This is a genomic window from Bacillus sp. V5-8f, assembly GCF_002863565.1.
GTDB lineage: Bacteria > Bacillota > Bacilli > Bacillales > DSM-1321 > Peribacillus.
This window is the reverse complement of record NZ_PGUW01000021.1, coordinates 42,453-58,820: the sequence shown is the minus strand read 5'-3', so window position 1 is coordinate 58,820 and position 16,368 is coordinate 42,453. Positions and strand designations below refer to the sequence as shown.

Sequence of the window (16,368 nt, the reverse complement as noted above, 5' to 3'; positions counted from 1 at the left end):
TTGTTTAAGTTTTTATCTGTGAGCTTAGAAATAGAAGATAGTATTATAACCAAAAGCGAACCATCTCTAAGCCCGTAGAAGAAAGACGTACCGGGGATTTTTTTAACTTGTTTAGCATCTTTTGAAACGATTCCGAATCGCCAATCTGAAAGTAATATTTTAAAAATAATAGAAATGGCATTTCTTCAAACGAATGTTTTTCTATAAAGATTTCACAATATTGTTTAGCTTTCGAGTACTGTTTGAGCTGCAAATCATAATTGATTTTATCTATGAAATATTCTTTAGCAGTAGAGTGGTTTGATAAAATTTTTCCTAATAGATCTGAATAAACATGCATATATTTTTTTTTCATACTAGAGTCCAGGACGCCAATTTCAATACTTTGCTTAAGAGCATCTGCATAAGAAGCTAACAAAGAGAAATCGTCAGGAGAGTTCTTCACCTGTTCTGAGAATTCCTGAAGAGAGCTAAGCGTCTTTCTTTTGATTTCTAACATTGCACTCGCAGCGTAATGTGCTGTTTCAGAATCCTCGTTTTCTAATGCCAGTTTTAAAATATCTAAGTTTTGAATCGTGTTATCGTTCAGACTCTGTTTCAATAAGGACCTTTTTACGTTATTTTCGTTTAGCAGGAACGCATCCGTAATCGGGATAGTGTTCAATTCTTTATCAATGTCGATCTGTCTAATCATTGATTGTGAAGCTATAAACTCAGCTGTTAAATGTTGATCGTTAGTTGTTTTTGCAGATTTCTTTCCTGGTATTGTTCTTTCAGAAAATAGGTATATCACTAATGGCAGCCCTAAGATCGGCAAGCATAAAATAATGAGAAATATAATAAGGAAGCTTTTTCTATCCTTTTTGTAGAAATAGAATAAGCTAATTAAACAAGCTATATAATAGATTGAAAGCACGAATGCCATAAATTCACATCCCATTTATTCTTGTAAAAAAAGTTTAAAGAAAGTTGAGTTGGGTATATTACGCAAGAACAGCATTTGAATTAGTTTGCTCAAGAATGAAAATGTTATTTCGGCTCAACCTGTTTTTAACGACCTCAGCATTGTCCTCATTTGTATTGGATAAAAGAATAACCAATTCATTGTTTTCATTTAATCCAATATAATCTGTTTTTCTCAGCGAACGTTGCAAATTGTTAATAGTATCGCTGAAATTATGGATACTGAACTTAATATTTAATAGCGTATAATCCATATTTAATGTTTCTTTTGCTTGCTGCTTCACTTTAAGGATCCTGTCTAGAAACTCAGCATTTAGGACATTCGTTCCTTCCACATACCTTTCACTGTTTGTTGCAAATACATACTCATCAGCCCGAGACAAAGCAGAACTTATCAGTCCGACAACCGTAGTGAATAGATTTTGATATTGCAATGTTAAGTTTTCAAAATCAGCCTGATATAAACAAATCACAGCTGAAACCTTTTCTCCGTCCATCACTGGTGCCATCATTAGCGGAAGATTTTCATTGAACGTGCTATTGATAAATAATTTCTTTGAGCTGAGAAGATCATAAAATTCACTTTCGGCTTCGGCATCAATGAAGCTTGGGATATAGGCATTTGGATGTTTGGATTTAGCAACCAGCCTTAAAAAGCTTTGCTCATCATTAACAGAATAAATCGCCACTTCTTCCGTTTTCATTACTTCTTCAATAACACCAACAGCCGAAACAAAAATATCTTCAGGTTCCATACTGTCAAGTCTTTTTACGATGTCCGAAATTACTCCCACACTGTTTTCCGTGTAAAGTACTTGATGTTGAAGCTCTTCTTTTACAGTTCTCACATCTTCATAAACGGAGTACATGAATTGATAACGCTCTTCAGATGCGTCTAAATCCTTTTTAGCCTGTTTAATCACTTGATTCTTTTTGTCAATCACGTAGCTTAAAGTCAATCCAACAAAAATATAAACAGCAATTACAGCAATTGTATTATTGTGGTAAAGTAATGAAACGATTTCTCTGCCCTGCATTAGATTCTCGACGATATACCAGAGAACACCTATGCCAATTGTCGGAATTGAACGTTCCCTTCCCAATAGAACTGTTCCTAAAACAATGAATAGCAGCTTAAAATCTAGCACTTCTATTTTTTGTTGAAAAAGAGCACTTAGCGTAAACATGAATGCAAATAAGGCAACAATTTCAACTTTTGAAAATAATTTTGTTAACATAGAAGCTAGCTTACTTTCTTTGTGTTCATTAGGTAAAGTACTTGCAGCTTGTGCGGTTATCCAATACCAATCATAAGTCTTCTCTAATCCTTCTTTTAGGCTAGTTGGAGGAAACCAATCAAAATCTTTCTGAAGCTTTGAGTTATCCAGAGATGAGTGTACAGGATTGCCATTTTCTTTTTGAGCATATGTAATACCCGGTACTGAACAAGTTGGTTGTAACGTTTTGTTCAACTCATTCATACTAATGTCTTGATTGGAAGAGAGATTATAAACCCCCGAATGATTATGGATTACTCCTTTATAGATAGCATCCGCCACATCTTCTACGAAAATATAATCACCAGTTTGCTCACCATTACCAGCGACTATAAGCTCACTGTTATTTAAAGAGGATTTAATGAATTTTGCGATCATACCCTCACTTGTTACACCTTGCTTTGGACCATAAACATCAGACATACGATAAACTAATACAGGAAATCCGTTTAGTTCACTCCATTTGCTAATGTATAATTCTCCAAACCATTTGTTCATTCCTATAGGTGTAACGGGGTCACAGTGGGATTCTTCGCTTAAGAGTGTTTCGTTAACGGGACCATATACCTCTGCAGAAGAGGCATAGACTACTTGTTTAACCATATATTTTTTTGATAAAGATAGAATGTTGGTAAGTCCCAAAACTTCACGGCGAGTATCAATCGAATGAACAGTCGGGCTATCTGCAGCCAAATGTACAACAATATCGAATCTACTGGCTCGAAATATCTCCTCACAATTTGAATCTTCAACGTCTAAAATATATCCCTTATGTTTAAAGGTGATGTTTTCTTTTTTCCCTGTGGCTAAATTATCTATAATGAATACATCATGGCCTTCTTTGTAAAAACGTTCTGCTACAAATGAGCCAATAAACCCATAGCCTCCAGTAACGAGTACTCTCATCATAACCCTCCATATCAAATAAGAATTTTTATATATCATGCTGTTTTTGCATCAGGATAAGACAATAAAAAACAATACTTTCGTTTATATAGAACATAAGTATCGTTAAAAAACCTTGCTATTTTGTTAAAATGCCTTTTCCAGGCCTAAAACAATATTCTTAAATAATTGAAAATTCAATCAATAGTGATGATGCGTAAAATTAACAATGAATATATTACTATAATAAAATCCCTAATAACATGGGAATTAATGGACGTGTAGGTTGTAATAGGAAAAACGGTAAAAAAATAAATGAGGTTTTCAGAAGTTAAGGATAATAGAGGGGATTAAACAAAAACAAAGGGTCAGACCTCAGGACCACAATATACAATAATAAGGTTATATAAATACCTTCCTAAGTATTATTTTGGTATAAAGATAAGACCCTTTTTGATTCTTTTGTTCCGGTATAATGTTCCTGAATTTGTGGGGAACGGGGAGTCGATACAAACAAATGAAAAAGTTTATTCAAACAAAAGCGATAATAAGCGACCTTCGACTATTAAACTAAGATTCTTAATATCCGTTTGGATTACTCTTCTGCCAATTCCATGAATCCATACACATCTCATCAAGGTTCTTTTCCGCACGCCATCCAAGCATTTGTTCCGCTTTTCCTGGATTAGCATAACAAATTGCGATATCCCCCGGACGTCTATCAACAACCTGATAAGGGATTTCGACACCGCTATTCTTGCTAAACGAGTTTATTAAATCTAAAACACTATAACCCGTTCCTGTCCCAAGGTTGAATGATTCTATTCCTTCATTATGATCCAAAAACTGAAGAGCCTTTAAGTGGCCTTTTACTAAATCTACGACATGAATATAATCACGTACTCCTGTGCCATCGTGAGTTTCATAGTCATTGCCAAAAACGGAAAGTCGTTCTCTTTTCCCGACTGCAACCTGAGTAATATAAGGCATCAAGTTGTTAGGAATTCCGTTTGGATTCTCCCCAATCCTACCGCTCTCATGCGCACCAATTGGATTAAAATAACGCAAAAGTGCAATCCTCCAGGAGGAATCCGACACATGCAAATCTCTTAGGATTTCTTCTATCATTAATTTAGTCCGGCCGTATGGATTGGTCGCAGACAGCGGAAAGGATTCATCAATAGGAACCCGATCAGGATTTCCATATACGGTAGCAGACGAACTGAACACCAGTTTTTTGACATCATGCTTCTCCATCACTTCGCACAGGTTAATTGTTCCTGTTAAGTTATGATGATAATACTTTAATGGAATAGAAACGGACTCTCCAACTGCTTTCAGTCCGGCAAAATGCATGACAGCATTGAAATTATATTTATTAAATAGATCTTCTAATCCTTCCCGATCTAATAGGTCAATGTGATAGAAGGGAAAATCTTTACCTGTTAATTCCTTAACCCTTTTAATCGATTCAATATTACTGTTAGATAAATTGTCCAAAACCACTATATCGTATCCGCTTTCTATTAGTTCCAAAGCTGCATGGCTTCCAATATAGCCGGCTCCTCCAGTTACCAAAATTGTCACGAGACTACCCCCTTTTAAAATTAAATATCTCTCTAGTAACGTTTCAACATAGTATTTATTACAGAATAATTACTTCTCTTACGAATGCTTAAAAATTATAACCATATCGGAAATGAAAATATAGTTTATTTACGCTTTAACCTCATGGAAAATAATTCATGTTAAATTCTTTCGTTCCGGTATATTTAGTTATACTCTCTGACTTCCCGAAAAAAGGGCATACGGGCAGTGAATCAAAAAAACAATTTTTAAGCGATCAGTTTCAGGGTTCTGAGCACCTGTTCCAACGGGGTATTTGCCAGTCCTTCCTGGTAAACATACACCACAAGTTGCCCCATCATCTCGCTTCTGGCTCTTCTAACTGTGTCTCCCAGCGTTATGTGGGATTCTATTGACCAATTTAACCTTTTGATTAGCAGGAAAAGACTGAACGATTTTCATGGCTAAATCATTTTTTGATTTTGAAGGGAATGCCCAATTCTTCACAGTACGCCTTTCTGAAGTAGGACCTGAAATCCCAGTTGATGGAGTAGCCTTCAGCCACCAAGTGGGCCATCACAAGGTAGTGCGACCAGACACTTTTCCCTTCTGTGTGAGAGAAATAAAAGTCCAAAGCTTCCATTGTTTTCGTGGATCGATCCTTGTGGCAGTTGGAATCATCAATAACAAGGAAACAATTAAATGGTTCATCCTCCTGCGTTCAAACTCGGTTTGCGCACCCAGGAGACTCTTTCAGAAAACGGGTCATACAGCTAAGGTCACGGTCCTTCCCGGAATGGTTCCGTATCTGCGTGATTGTCTTTCGTCCCTCGGTCAGGTTGATTCCATGCATGATGGAAACAAGGTGATGGCAAAGACCAAGAAAAACAATGAACTTGACGTTAGCTGAATAGAAAGTTAGCATACCATTAACATCTCCTTTTTTCTGGAAATTTGATTGAGTGTGGTAACTTTCCAATTCACGATTAAAGGGAGGTCATTCTTGTTTTTAAGAGATTTCAACAAACGACAAAACTAGACAATCTTTACGATAAGTTTTTTGCAAGATTCAAGGAGCTAACTTATTAAAAATAGCACATAAACTATAATTCATAAATTCGCCTAAATTTGTTTTGTTATTTATTAACAGTATAATACATATACTCTTTGATGGAGGCATGAAGGGATAAATAAGTGTAAAAACCGGAACAAAATAACCCTAAACATTCCAAGAGAGCAGTACATTATGACTGATCCCGTTATGGAATATTTTACGAAGCACTTTTACAAATAAAAAAGCAGAAGCATCCTAGTTTCATTAAAACTCCAATCGGGTGTTACGATTATTGAGAAACGAACCGCTAACTAATAAAACTGACCTCCGTTCAAAAAAGTTTAGGAAAAGGGTAAATTTTTTGAAACAAATGAAGGGAGTGCTACGTCTATATAAATGAAAATAATGGAAGGGATGGGTTAATTTGAGAAAGTTTTTCTTAGTTTTACTTGTGTCAATTTTTGTATCCACCTCTGCATCAAGTGTTTTCGCTGAAGAAATAAAGCCTCCTCCTGCAGAAAGTACACAATTTCAGTTAGTCCATGAGGCGCAGCTATCTGATGTAGAGAAAGCATTTTTTAAGATTGCTAAAGAACATAAGGGAGTTCATAAGTTCGGTTCCCTTTATGTGATCGCAGCAGGACCTAAACCTAATGCGGGATACAGACTAACATTTGAGAAGCAAGAACAGTTATTTGAACAGATGAACATTTATGTTAAGCATACAACCCCGGAACCGGGACGTTCTTATGCACAGGTTATAGTTAACCCGAGCATTATTGCGAGAATTGATTTACCGCCATATACGACGTTGTCAGTGTTAGATGCAGAAACTAAAAAGCCATTTGTAGAGGAAGATAACTTTTCACTTGATTTTCATACCAAAAAAACCACCAATCTTCCTAGGAAAGGTTGGACAATTAAGTCAGATACAAACATTACTAAATCTGAGCTAGAAAACTATCAAATATCTGTTAAAAAGCTTGGTGTAATGGAAAAGGAAATACCTATCATCTTGCGTGTAGATAAGAAAAATAAAAAGACAATAAAAGTTATTCCTCGTGCACCATATGAACCTGGAGCTTTATATCTTCTTGAATCCGTATATACAACTAAGCAAAAAACAAAGATGACCGTCCTCCCGTTTGAAATGACAGATAAAAAATAAATGATCAGTATTTTTGTTTAACATTTCGAACACCACTTAGTTGGTGTTTTTTTGTGTCGTGAATCAGATTAATAAATCCTTTCACTAAGGTTGTTTCCTTCGTTCTAGATATCGAACATTGTTTTGGCTTTAGAATAATTTGAAAATGTATTTACTGATGCAATATCGGTGTAATATAATCAGTTCAACCGTTCTTTAAAAAGAACAAAACAAGAGAGGAGATGCTTTTTAAAATTTTCAACCGTGTGCACGTTTTATTAAAGAGAGTTAGGGAATAAATTATGGTTAACTGTTCCATTTTGAATTCAGTAACGTGCATCCAGATTTTGTGTTGGGAGTGAAATGAATGTATCAAAAAAACTGTGGCCAGTGCCGAGAACTATCCTTCAGTAGCTGTGAAAGCGGAGAATGGTTGTGTCCAACCTGCGGGAATGACCTGACGGATAAAAAGGCATTAATTGCGGAGAATGAGGAAAAGAAATCCAGGAGAATGGTCCTGTATGTAAGTTTAATGAAATCAAGAAGGTAGATAGGCCGGAATGTTTCGTGTTTTCGAGCAAATTTTTAATAGGAATTAAGATTTTTAATGTTTTTATCGGGGGAAACTTGTTAATCTTGTAGAAACATAAAATAAAAAGTCAGAATTTTTGAGAAACAAATGCCATGAATCTGCAAATATTTTGGTTGGGTATCCTTTATAATTACAAATACACTGAAATATTTTAAATTTGGGTTCAGTTTAAAGGCAAACCTATTGAAAAAGAGGGACGCAAAGTCACAGGTCTAAGGTATGGTTTTTACTATGACGGCTGGACTATCTGGAACGCCAGGTAAGGGGGAAAGAGAGTGTCGTTTAGACTGGTTGACCAGACAGATTTGGATCCAGAATGGGTCGAGTTAATAATGAAAGCCAAGGAAATTGGCTTGAGTGTAGAAGAAATTAGAGAGTTTTTGCGAAGGACTTTGAATGAAAAGGAAGTCATATAGAACGAAAAATATGATATTCAGCACATACTCCCCCTTAAGCAAAAGCGGTCATTTGCTTAGGGATTTTATTTTTTCTAAAGTCAAACCTTTGAAAAAGCAAAGGTATTATTAGATAATAGATATAAGCAAGGAGTTCATGCCTCCTTGCCCTATTAATCCTTTTTTAATCTCCATTTATTAAATTCGATAAATTCCCGGAATTGTTCTTTGGAAACCCCTGAGTCCATGGCTTCCTTTATAATTGCCAGCCATTCTTCATCCACGTTTTTTGTATCTACTTCATCGTGCAGCAGGTAATCAATTGGAACTCCCAGTACTGCAGAGATTTTCTCAAGAAACTGGATGGACGGGTTTGTTTGCAGGTTTCTTTCTAATGAACTTAGATAAGATTTAGCTACTCCTGCTCTATCTGCCAGTTCCGTCATAGACATTCTTTTTTCTTCCCTTAACCTCTTTACACGGTCACCTATCATGTCAATCACACCCTGTATGTAATTTATGTATTTTTTATACTTTAAGAAAGTTTAACGAATTAAAGTATAAGAAAAGAACATCGACTTTCGCCAATACGGGCGATAAGCCGTGTTTTTCTAATGTGAAATTTATGTATCATCTGTACTATATATAACAATCCACTTCTATTGTAACAGCATTTATATGTGTTTTTCTATTACTTTTCACTAGGTACCCTAAGTTGTGCCCATACCCTAGAAATGTTAAAATTAAGGGTACCTGTTATTTTTAAAAAAGATGTATTCTTTTTTTACGGAATATTTTTTAGATAGATGATTTAGTTTATCCATACTTTCTAAGAGGAGCGTTTGTGAAATGCTTAATATATTAAATAAAGTGTTTGATCCGAATAAGCGTGAGTTGAAACGCCTTCAAAAGCTTGCGGATGAAATCGAAGCGCTCGCTGCTGAGATGGAGGCATTATCAGATGATGCGTTGCGTGCCAAAACGGACGAGTTTAAACAGCGTTATCAGAATGGTGAAAGTGTTGATGACTTGCTTGTAGAAGCCTTTGCTGTTGCCCGTGAAGGTGCAAAACGCGTTCTTGGGATGTATCCGTTCTATGTTCAGCTTATGGGGGGTATTTCGCTTCACGACGGCAACATCTCCGAGATGAAAACAGGGGAAGGTAAAACATTGACCTCAACCCTGCCTGTTTATTTAAACGCCCTTACTGGAAAGGGTGTTCACGTTGTTACAGTGAACGAATACCTGGCAACTCGTGACGCCACGGAAATGGGCAAACTGTATGAGTTCCTGGGCTTAACAGTAGGCCTTAACTTGAATCACTTGTCAAAAGAGGAAAAACAAGAAGCATATGCTGCGGATATCACGTACAGCACGAACAATGAGCTTGGTTTTGATTACCTCCGCGACAACATGGTTTTATACAAAGAGCAAATGGTTCAGCGTCCGCTTCATTATGCGGTAATTGATGAGGTTGACTCGATCCTGATCGATGAGGCGCGTACACCGCTCATTATTTCTGGTTCGGCCCAGAAATCGACGCAGCTTTATATCCAGGCGAACGCCTTTGTACGCACTCTTCAAAAGGATACTGATTTTACCTACGATGAAAAAACGAAAAGTGTCCAGCTTACGGAAGAAGGCATCAATAAATCGGAACGGGCCTTCAATATCGATAATTTATTCGATATTGGCCATGTGTCGCTCAACCATCATATCAACCAGGCCTTGAAGGCGCATGTCACAATGGCTAGAGATGTGGACTATGTGGTACAGGATGGCGAGGTTGTCATTGTCGACCAATTCACAGGGCGTTTGATGAAGGGCCGACGTTACAGTGAAGGATTGCACCAGGCGATTGAAGCCAAAGAAGGCATGGAAATCCAGAACGAAAGCATGACACTTGCGACAATCACCTTCCAGAACTATTTCCGTATGTACGAAAAGCTTTCCGGTATGACTGGTACGGCGAAAACGGAAGAAGAAGAATTCCGCAATATTTATAATATGAATGTTATTGTCATACCGACGAACCGAGATATTATCCGTGATGACCGTGCTGATTTAATTTATGCGTCCATGGACGGGAAATTCCGTGCAGTTGTCGAGGATATCGCCGAGCGCCATGCAAAGGGACAGCCTGTGCTGGTAGGTACAGTGGCGATTGAAACATCAGAAGTGATTTCGAAATATCTTCAGAAAAAAGGAATCCGCCATGATGTGTTGAATGCGAAACACCATGAGCGTGAAGCTGAAATTATTCTGAACGCGGGTCAGAAGGGCGCGGTAACCATCGCGACGAACATGGCAGGCCGGGGTACTGACATCAAGCTTGGCGAAGGAGTAAAAGAAGTCGGCGGACTTGCGGTTATCGGTACAGAACGCCATGAAAGCCGCCGTATTGATAATCAGCTCCGCGGGCGTTCCGGACGTCAAGGAGACCCGGGTGTGACGCAGTTCTATCTCTCAATGGAAGATGAACTAATGCGCCGCTTTGGTTCAGATAATATGAGAGCGATGATGGCGCGGCTTGGCATGGATGACTCTCAGCCAATTCAGAGCCGGATGGTAACAAAGGCTGTTGAATCTGCACAGAAACGTGTTGAAGGAAATAACTTCGACGCGCGTAAACAGCTGCTACAATATGATGATGTATTACGCCAGCAGCGTGAAATTATCTACAAGCAGCGTTTTGAGGTATTGGACAGTGAAAACCTGCGCGAAATAGTCGAAAGAATGATCGACTCTTCTGTACGCCGCAACGTGCTTGCCTTTGCACCTGGCCACGATGAGGAAGAGGGCTGGAACTTGCAGGGATTAATCGACTATATCAACGGAAACCTTCTGAATGAAGGCGACATTACAGAAGAGGACTTAAGAGGTAAGGACTTCTCTGATGAAATTGTTGACACCATCCTTACAAAAGTGAAAGAGCGTTACGACGAAAAAGAAGAACAGCTTTCAGACGAGCAAATGCGTGAGTTTGAAAAAGTAATCGTGTTGCGAGCAGTTGACAGCAAGTGGATGGACCATATCGATCAGATGGATCAGCTTCGCCAGGGTATCCACCTTCGTGCATATGGACAAATCAATCCGCTTCAGGAATACCAGCAGGAAGGCTTTGCGATGTTTGAAAATATGATTGCATCGATTGAAGATGAAGTAGCGATGTATATTATGAAAGCCGAAATCCAGAACAACCTGGAACGGCAGGAAGTCGCCCAGGGACAGGCTGTGAATCCAAAAGAAGACGGAGAAGCCGCCAAGAAGAAGCCTAAACGCAAGCAAGCAGATGTCGGCCGAAATGCCCTTTGCCCGTGCGGAAGTGGCAAAAAGTATAAAAACTGCCATGGCCAACTAGCGTAATACAGACATATTAGAAAACTTGCCGATTGGCGAGCCTTGTATTGGCGAAGACAGAGGCATAGTTGCACTTATGCATGTAAGAAAGTTTTATACTTTCTTACATGCCAAAAGAGGTGGGGCAAAACGGCTTGTTTTGCCGCCTCTTTTCATTTTTGGGGGTCAGTCCCCCACTGCGCTAACGCTTTACCGTGGTGGGGGACTGACCCCGGCACTTTTTTTATCATGAAAAATAAATTACTATTATTAATGTCTTTTTAATTATGATGAGGTGAAGAGAATGGAATTAGCAGATATTAGGAATGAGCTTGAAAAAACAGCTAAACGTTTAGCGGACTTTAGGGGGTCTCTTTGACTTAGAAGAGAAGGAAGCCCGTATTGCAGAACTTGAGAATATCATGACCGATCCGGATTTCTGGAACGACCAGCAAAAAGCGCAGACGGTCATCAGTGAAGCCAATGCGTTAAAGGATCAAGTAAACCAGCTAAGCGAGCTGAATGAAACCTTTGAAAATCTTGATTTAACCTATGAGCTTGTTAAAGAAGAAAGCGATGCGGAGCTGCAGGCTGAGCTGGAAGAAGAAATCACCCAGCTTGCACAAAAAATGAATGACTTCGAGCTTCAACTGCTATTGAGCGAAGAGTATGATAAAAACAATGCGATCCTTGAATTGCACCCTGGTGCTGGCGGTACCGAGTCCCAAGACTGGGGCTCCATGCTTCTCCGCATGTATACACGCTGGGCCGAGAAAAAAGGGTTTAAAGTTGAAACAATGGATTACCTGCCTGGTGATGAAGCGGGAATTAAGAGCGTTACTCTATTAATTAAAGGCCATAATGCTTACGGTTATTTAAAAGCAGAAAAAGGTGTTCACCGATTGGTGCGTATTTCTCCATTTGATTCATCGGGCCGCCGGCATACATCGTTCGTTTCCTGTGAGGTCATGCCGGAGTTTAATGATGATATCGAAATCGAAATTCGTACCGAAGATCTTAAAGTGGATACGTACCGTGCGAGCGGCGCGGGCGGCCAGCATATTAACACTACTGACTCCGCTGTCCGTATTACCCATATTCCAACAGGAGTTGTGGTAACTTGCCAATCCGAGCGTTCACAGATTAAAAACCGCGCCCAGGCGATGAACATGCTGAAGGCGAAATTGTACCAACGCGAGATTGAACAGCAGCAGGCTGAATTGGATGAAATCCGAGGCGAGCAGAAGGAAATCGGCTGGGGAAGCCAAATCCGTTCGTACGTGTTCCATCCTTATTCCATGGTTAAGGACCACCGTACAAGCACGGAAACAGGAAACGTCCAGGCTGTTATGGACGGGGATATTGACCAGTTTGTCGATGCTTACTTGCGTTCACGATTAAATTAAAAATATCGATTAGGAGTTTGGTTTTCTCTTATAGAGAGGCCGGACTCCTTTTTTATTATCCTTTGTTTTGATAAATGATGACTAAAAAGGCAAAAAATAATAGCAAAATACTCACTGGGGGTCAGTCCCCTACTGCTTTACCGCATTACCCTGATGCCATTTACATTCTATAAAATGCGATGCTATACTACTTTCGGTGTTTCGCTTAATTAGTGGTGTTTTTCCCTTAAATACTTGTATTTCCGCTTAAATGACAATTGTTTTCCCTTAAATACTTGTATTTCCGCTTAAATGACAATTGTTTTCGCTTATATAATCGTATTTTCGCTTAATTCGCCTGTTTTTTTCGCTTAAATAATTTCTGTTCTCCCACCATTCCTGTTCCAATCAAGTTATCAAAACTACATACCTAACACCTAAAAAGGGGGCTGTTTATGAAACGAAGATATAGAGAGCCAAAGCATCCAGTATTCACAAGATTGAGTGAGTATGGGTTGGTTTTAGTTGGATCGGCGATTGTCGCCATTACGTTTAATGTTTTTTTGTTGCCAAACAGGATTGCCTCGGGCGGAGTGAGTGGTATTAGTACGATTCTGAAGGCTACTGCCGGGTTTGAACCTGCTTATGTGCAATGGGCATTCAATATTCCTTTATTTATTGCGGGACTGATTTTTCTCGGAATGCAGTTTGGGGCTAAAACACTGATAGGCACCGTGTTCCTTCCCTTCATAGTTTTTTTGACGAATGAGTGGGAGCCTTGGACCAGCGACCCACTGCTTGGTGCCATTTGCGGCGGAATAGGCGTAGGACTTGGCCTGGGGATTGTGTTTAGGGGGAAAGCGTCGACGGGAGGTACCGATTTAGCAGCCCAGATCATCCATAAGTATACAAACCTGTCTCTCGGGACATGCGTAGCTATTATTGACGGTTTGATTGTATTGAGTGCGGCATTAATTTTCGATATTGAAAGAGGCTTGTATGCACTGATTGCGTTATACGTTACCAGCAAAACGATTGACTTGGTGCAAATCGGGCTAGGGCGTTCAAAAATGGCGATGATTATCACGAACAAAGAAGAAGAAGTCAGGAATGCCATTCTCCATGATATTGACCGTGGGGTAACAAGGCTTTCGGGACAGGGCGGCTACACGGACGATACCCGTCCGATTTTGATGTGCGTCATTGACCAAACGGAATTCACCGAATTGAAACAATTGGTTAGAACCGTTGATCCACGGGCTTTTGTAATCGTTATGGATGCATCGGAGGTATTGGGAGAAGGTTTTAAAAACGCCTGAAACTGGTATAATGTTCTTGTATTTATCATCATAGATTTTGGGAGGTTTTTGCGTGAAAAAGAAACTTCTGGCTTTATTAATGGGAACATCTCTTATCCTGGCTGCTTGTGGTGGCGGGGAAGACAACGCAGATAACGATTCTGCCAACAATGAAACAACGGCAGGCGCCGGGGATGTGGCAAAGACTTTCGAGAATAAATGTTCAAGCTGCCATGGCCAAAACCTTGAAGGTGGAGTTGGCCCTGACTTAACTAAGGTAGGGGCAGAACATTCTAAAGAAGATATCGAAAAGATCATTACTGATGGGCAGGGCAATATGCCTGGCGGATTGCTGCAGGGTGAAGAAGCAGATCAGGTGGCGGCGTGGCTGGCTGAGAAAAAATAGCTCCTCCAACATAAGAAAACAGTACGGAGCAAAATAAGCATTCGTACTGTTTTGCGTCATCTCCGCATACCCAACTTTCTTCAATTACTCTCCAAAAAACACGACTTTTTCCTCATGAAAAATTAAACCTCTTCTATCAAATTGAAACCTAAATGTAATATTATTCGCCTTTTTTTGAAAAATATAGATGTTATAATTGGTTCTGTACTGACAAACAGGGTAGAAACCTGTTATTTTTTCTGTATTTTTGGGTTTGAAAGTCGAAATTTCGTACTGTTAGAAAAATAGTTTAATGTGGTTATAAGAAGCTACGGTTTCACAAACCTTTTAAAAAGGGACCTGAATGGTTGGGTGAAAGAGAAAGCTAACATATCTTGTCCTAAACATTTAGAGCTTCCAAGATTCAGCTTCGTTCTATGTATATATTAATACGTTAATTAGGTGGTTTTTTAATGATAGAAATGGCGGACGTTTATAAGACGTACCCGAATGGGGTAGTTGCTGTTAACGGCATTACGACCAAGATCAAGCAAGGGGAATTTGTTTATGTGGTCGGTCCCAGCGGTGCGGGGAAATCTACTTTTATTAAAATGATGTATCGTGAAGAAAAGCCGACGAAAGGCAACATTACCGTAAATGGTATAAACCTTTCGAAGCTGCGGAATTCAAGGGTGCCTTTGTTCCGTAGAAATCTCGGCGTCGTGTTCCAAGATTTTAAATTGCTACCGACGCTGACTGTTTTTGAAAATGTCGCGTTTGCGATGGAGGTTATTGAAAAGCATCCGGCTGAGATTAAGCGCCGTGTTATGGAGGTTCTTGATTTAGTGGGACTTAAGCATAAGATCCGTATGCTGCCGGCTGAGCTGTCAGGCGGGGAACAGCAGCGGGTATCGATTGCCCGTTCAATCGTGAACTCACCTAAAGTGGTGATTGCCGATGAGCCTACCGGTAACCTTGATCCGGAAACCTCGTGGGAAATCATGAACACGTTAGAGGAAATTAATAAGCGCGGCACTACTGTAATTATGGCAACACATAACAAGGATATTGTTAACAACATGAAGCACCGGGTTATTGCCATTGAGAATGGAAAGATTGTCCGGGATGAGCAGCGAGGTGACTACGGATATGAATATTAATACGCTGCGCCGCCATTTCCGTGAGAGCTTTAAGAATCTAAGCCGGAATGGCTGGATGACTTTCGCATCCGTTAGTGCTGTAACTGTGACATTGCTTTTGGTAGGCGTGTTCTTTGTGATCATGATGAACTTGAACCATATTGCAGGCAATGTTGAAAAAGACGTGGAAATCCGCATCCATCTCGATTCTGCGGCAAATGAGCAGGATAAGGATTTAATCGGCAAGAAATTGGAACAAATGCCTGAAGTGGATACCGTTACCTTTTCTCCGAAAGAAAAAGAATTAGACAATCTTATTGACGACTTAGGGGAAGACGGGCATGCTTTCAAGCTGTTCGAACAGGATAACCCGCTGCGCGATGTATATGTTGTCAAAACTAAGTCACCGCAGGATGTCGTGAAGGTTGCCAAGAAAATTGAAGGCATTAATTACGTACAACGAGTCAGATATGGCCAAGGCTATGTTGAAAAATTATTTGATGTTGTAAATGTAGCAAGAAATATAGGAATCGTATTAATTCTGGGACTCTTGTTCACTGCGATGTTCCTCATTTCAAATACCATCAAGATTACGATCTTTGCTCGAAGGAATGAAATTGAGATTATGAGACTGGTAGGAGCGACCAACAGCTTTATCCGCTGGCCGTTCTTCCTAGAAGGCTTATGGCTTGGCGTGCTTGGGTCTATCGTTCCAATCATTTTGATCGCTACCGGTTATTACTATTTATATGAAACGATCAGTCCAAAGATTAATATAAAGTTTGTAGAATTATTGCTGGTAAATCCGTTTATCATTCAAGTCTCTGCTATCCTAGTACTGCTTGGCGCTTTAATCGGCATTTGGGGCAGCATGATGTCAGTCCGGAAGTTTTTGAAAATATAAGGCAGGGCCGGGAAACCGGCTTTGCACCTTCTTTTTTAA

General features: G+C 39.5%; 14 protein-coding genes and 1 riboswitch. Of the genes, 10 read left to right on the top strand and 4 right to left on the bottom strand.

The features are described from left to right. Window positions 1-43 precede the first annotated feature (43 nt). The 3 genes from CUU64_RS18175 to galE all read right to left on the bottom strand — a co-directional run bounded on the left by CUU64_RS18175 (window position 44) and on the right by galE (window position 4,712). Window positions 44-793 (bottom strand): hypothetical protein, encoded by a 750-nt coding sequence (locus CUU64_RS18175; protein ID WP_142383655.1) that lies wholly within the window; start codon window positions 791-793, stop codon window positions 44-46. 190 nt (window positions 794-983) lie between these two features. Then, window positions 984-3,146: an NAD-dependent epimerase/dehydratase family protein gene (locus CUU64_RS18170; protein WP_180954667.1), complete on the bottom strand. Its 2,163-nt coding sequence runs from the start codon at window positions 3,144-3,146 to the stop codon at window positions 984-986. Between the two features lie 558 nt (window positions 3,147-3,704). Then, window positions 3,705-4,712, bottom strand: coding sequence for a UDP-glucose 4-epimerase GalE (galE, locus tag CUU64_RS18165; protein WP_101635077.1), 1,008 nt, complete (start codon window positions 4,710-4,712; stop codon window positions 3,705-3,707). 439 nt (window positions 4,713-5,151) lie between these two features. On the opposite strand from galE, the gene CUU64_RS18160 reads away from it, so the two are divergent. The 4 genes from CUU64_RS18160 to CUU64_RS18145 all read left to right on the top strand — a co-directional run bounded on the left by CUU64_RS18160 (window position 5,152) and on the right by CUU64_RS18145 (window position 7,900). Then, complete coding sequence (locus tag CUU64_RS18160; RefSeq protein ID WP_101635076.1) at window positions 5,152-5,601, top strand: hypothetical protein; 450 nt, start codon at window positions 5,152-5,154, stop codon at window positions 5,599-5,601. A gap of 568 nt (window positions 5,602-6,169) precedes the next feature. Next, on the top strand, window positions 6,170-6,913 hold the full coding sequence (locus tag CUU64_RS18155; RefSeq protein ID WP_101635075.1) for a protease complex subunit PrcB family protein: 744 nt from the start codon (window positions 6,170-6,172) through the stop codon (window positions 6,911-6,913). 346 nt (window positions 6,914-7,259) lie between these two features. After that, window positions 7,260-7,442 carry a hypothetical protein gene (locus tag CUU64_RS18150; protein WP_101635074.1) on the top strand — a complete coding sequence of 61 codons (183 nt, stop codon included), beginning with the start codon at window positions 7,260-7,262 and terminating at the stop codon, window positions 7,440-7,442. A 205-nt stretch (window positions 7,443-7,647) separates the two neighbouring features. Further along, a riboswitch (cyclic di-GMP riboswitch) is annotated at window positions 7,648-7,735 on the top strand. 24 nt (window positions 7,736-7,759) lie between these two features. Next, complete coding sequence (locus tag CUU64_RS18145) at window positions 7,760-7,900, top strand: anti-repressor SinI family protein (RefSeq protein WP_180954666.1); 141 nt, start codon at window positions 7,760-7,762, stop codon at window positions 7,898-7,900. 152 nt (window positions 7,901-8,052) lie between these two features. Here CUU64_RS18145 and CUU64_RS18140 read toward each other — a convergent pair whose 3' ends face one another. Next, on the bottom strand, window positions 8,053-8,373 hold the full coding sequence (locus CUU64_RS18140) for a helix-turn-helix domain-containing protein (protein WP_101635073.1): 321 nt from the start codon (window positions 8,371-8,373) through the stop codon (window positions 8,053-8,055). Window positions 8,374-8,728: 355 nt separating this feature from the next. On the opposite strand from CUU64_RS18140, the gene secA reads away from it, so the two are divergent. From secA to ftsX, 6 genes are all read left to right on the top strand, one after another. Beyond that, entirely contained in the window at window positions 8,729-11,245 is a 2,517-nt protein-coding gene (secA, locus tag CUU64_RS18135) for a preprotein translocase subunit SecA (RefSeq protein ID WP_101635072.1), read from the top strand. A 277-nt stretch (window positions 11,246-11,522) separates the two neighbouring features. Further along, window positions 11,523-12,624 (top strand): peptide chain release factor 2 gene (prfB, locus tag CUU64_RS18130; protein ID WP_101635071.1). Its coding sequence is split into 2 segments (ribosomal slippage): window positions 11,523-11,594 and window positions 11,596-12,624, totalling 1,101 coding nucleotides; the frame shifts between segments, so codons are not numbered across the junction. A gap of 434 nt (window positions 12,625-13,058) precedes the next feature. Further along, entirely contained in the window at window positions 13,059-13,922 is an 864-nt protein-coding gene (locus CUU64_RS18125; protein WP_101635070.1) for a YitT family protein, read from the top strand. 52 nt (window positions 13,923-13,974) lie between these two features. Further along, window positions 13,975-14,307: a cytochrome c551 gene (gene cccB, locus CUU64_RS18120; protein ID WP_101635069.1), complete on the top strand. Its 333-nt coding sequence runs from the start codon at window positions 13,975-13,977 to the stop codon at window positions 14,305-14,307. A 452-nt stretch (window positions 14,308-14,759) separates the two neighbouring features. Next, window positions 14,760-15,446 carry a cell division ATP-binding protein FtsE gene (gene ftsE / locus CUU64_RS18115; RefSeq protein ID WP_101635068.1) on the top strand — a complete coding sequence of 229 codons (687 nt, stop codon included), beginning with the start codon at window positions 14,760-14,762 and terminating at the stop codon, window positions 15,444-15,446. Further along, window positions 15,436-16,329 carry a permease-like cell division protein FtsX gene (gene ftsX, locus CUU64_RS18110; RefSeq protein WP_101635067.1) on the top strand — a complete coding sequence of 298 codons (894 nt, stop codon included), beginning with the start codon at window positions 15,436-15,438 and terminating at the stop codon, window positions 16,327-16,329. Before ftsE ends, ftsX begins: the two co-directional genes overlap by 11 nt. Window positions 16,330-16,368: the final 39 nt, after the last annotated feature.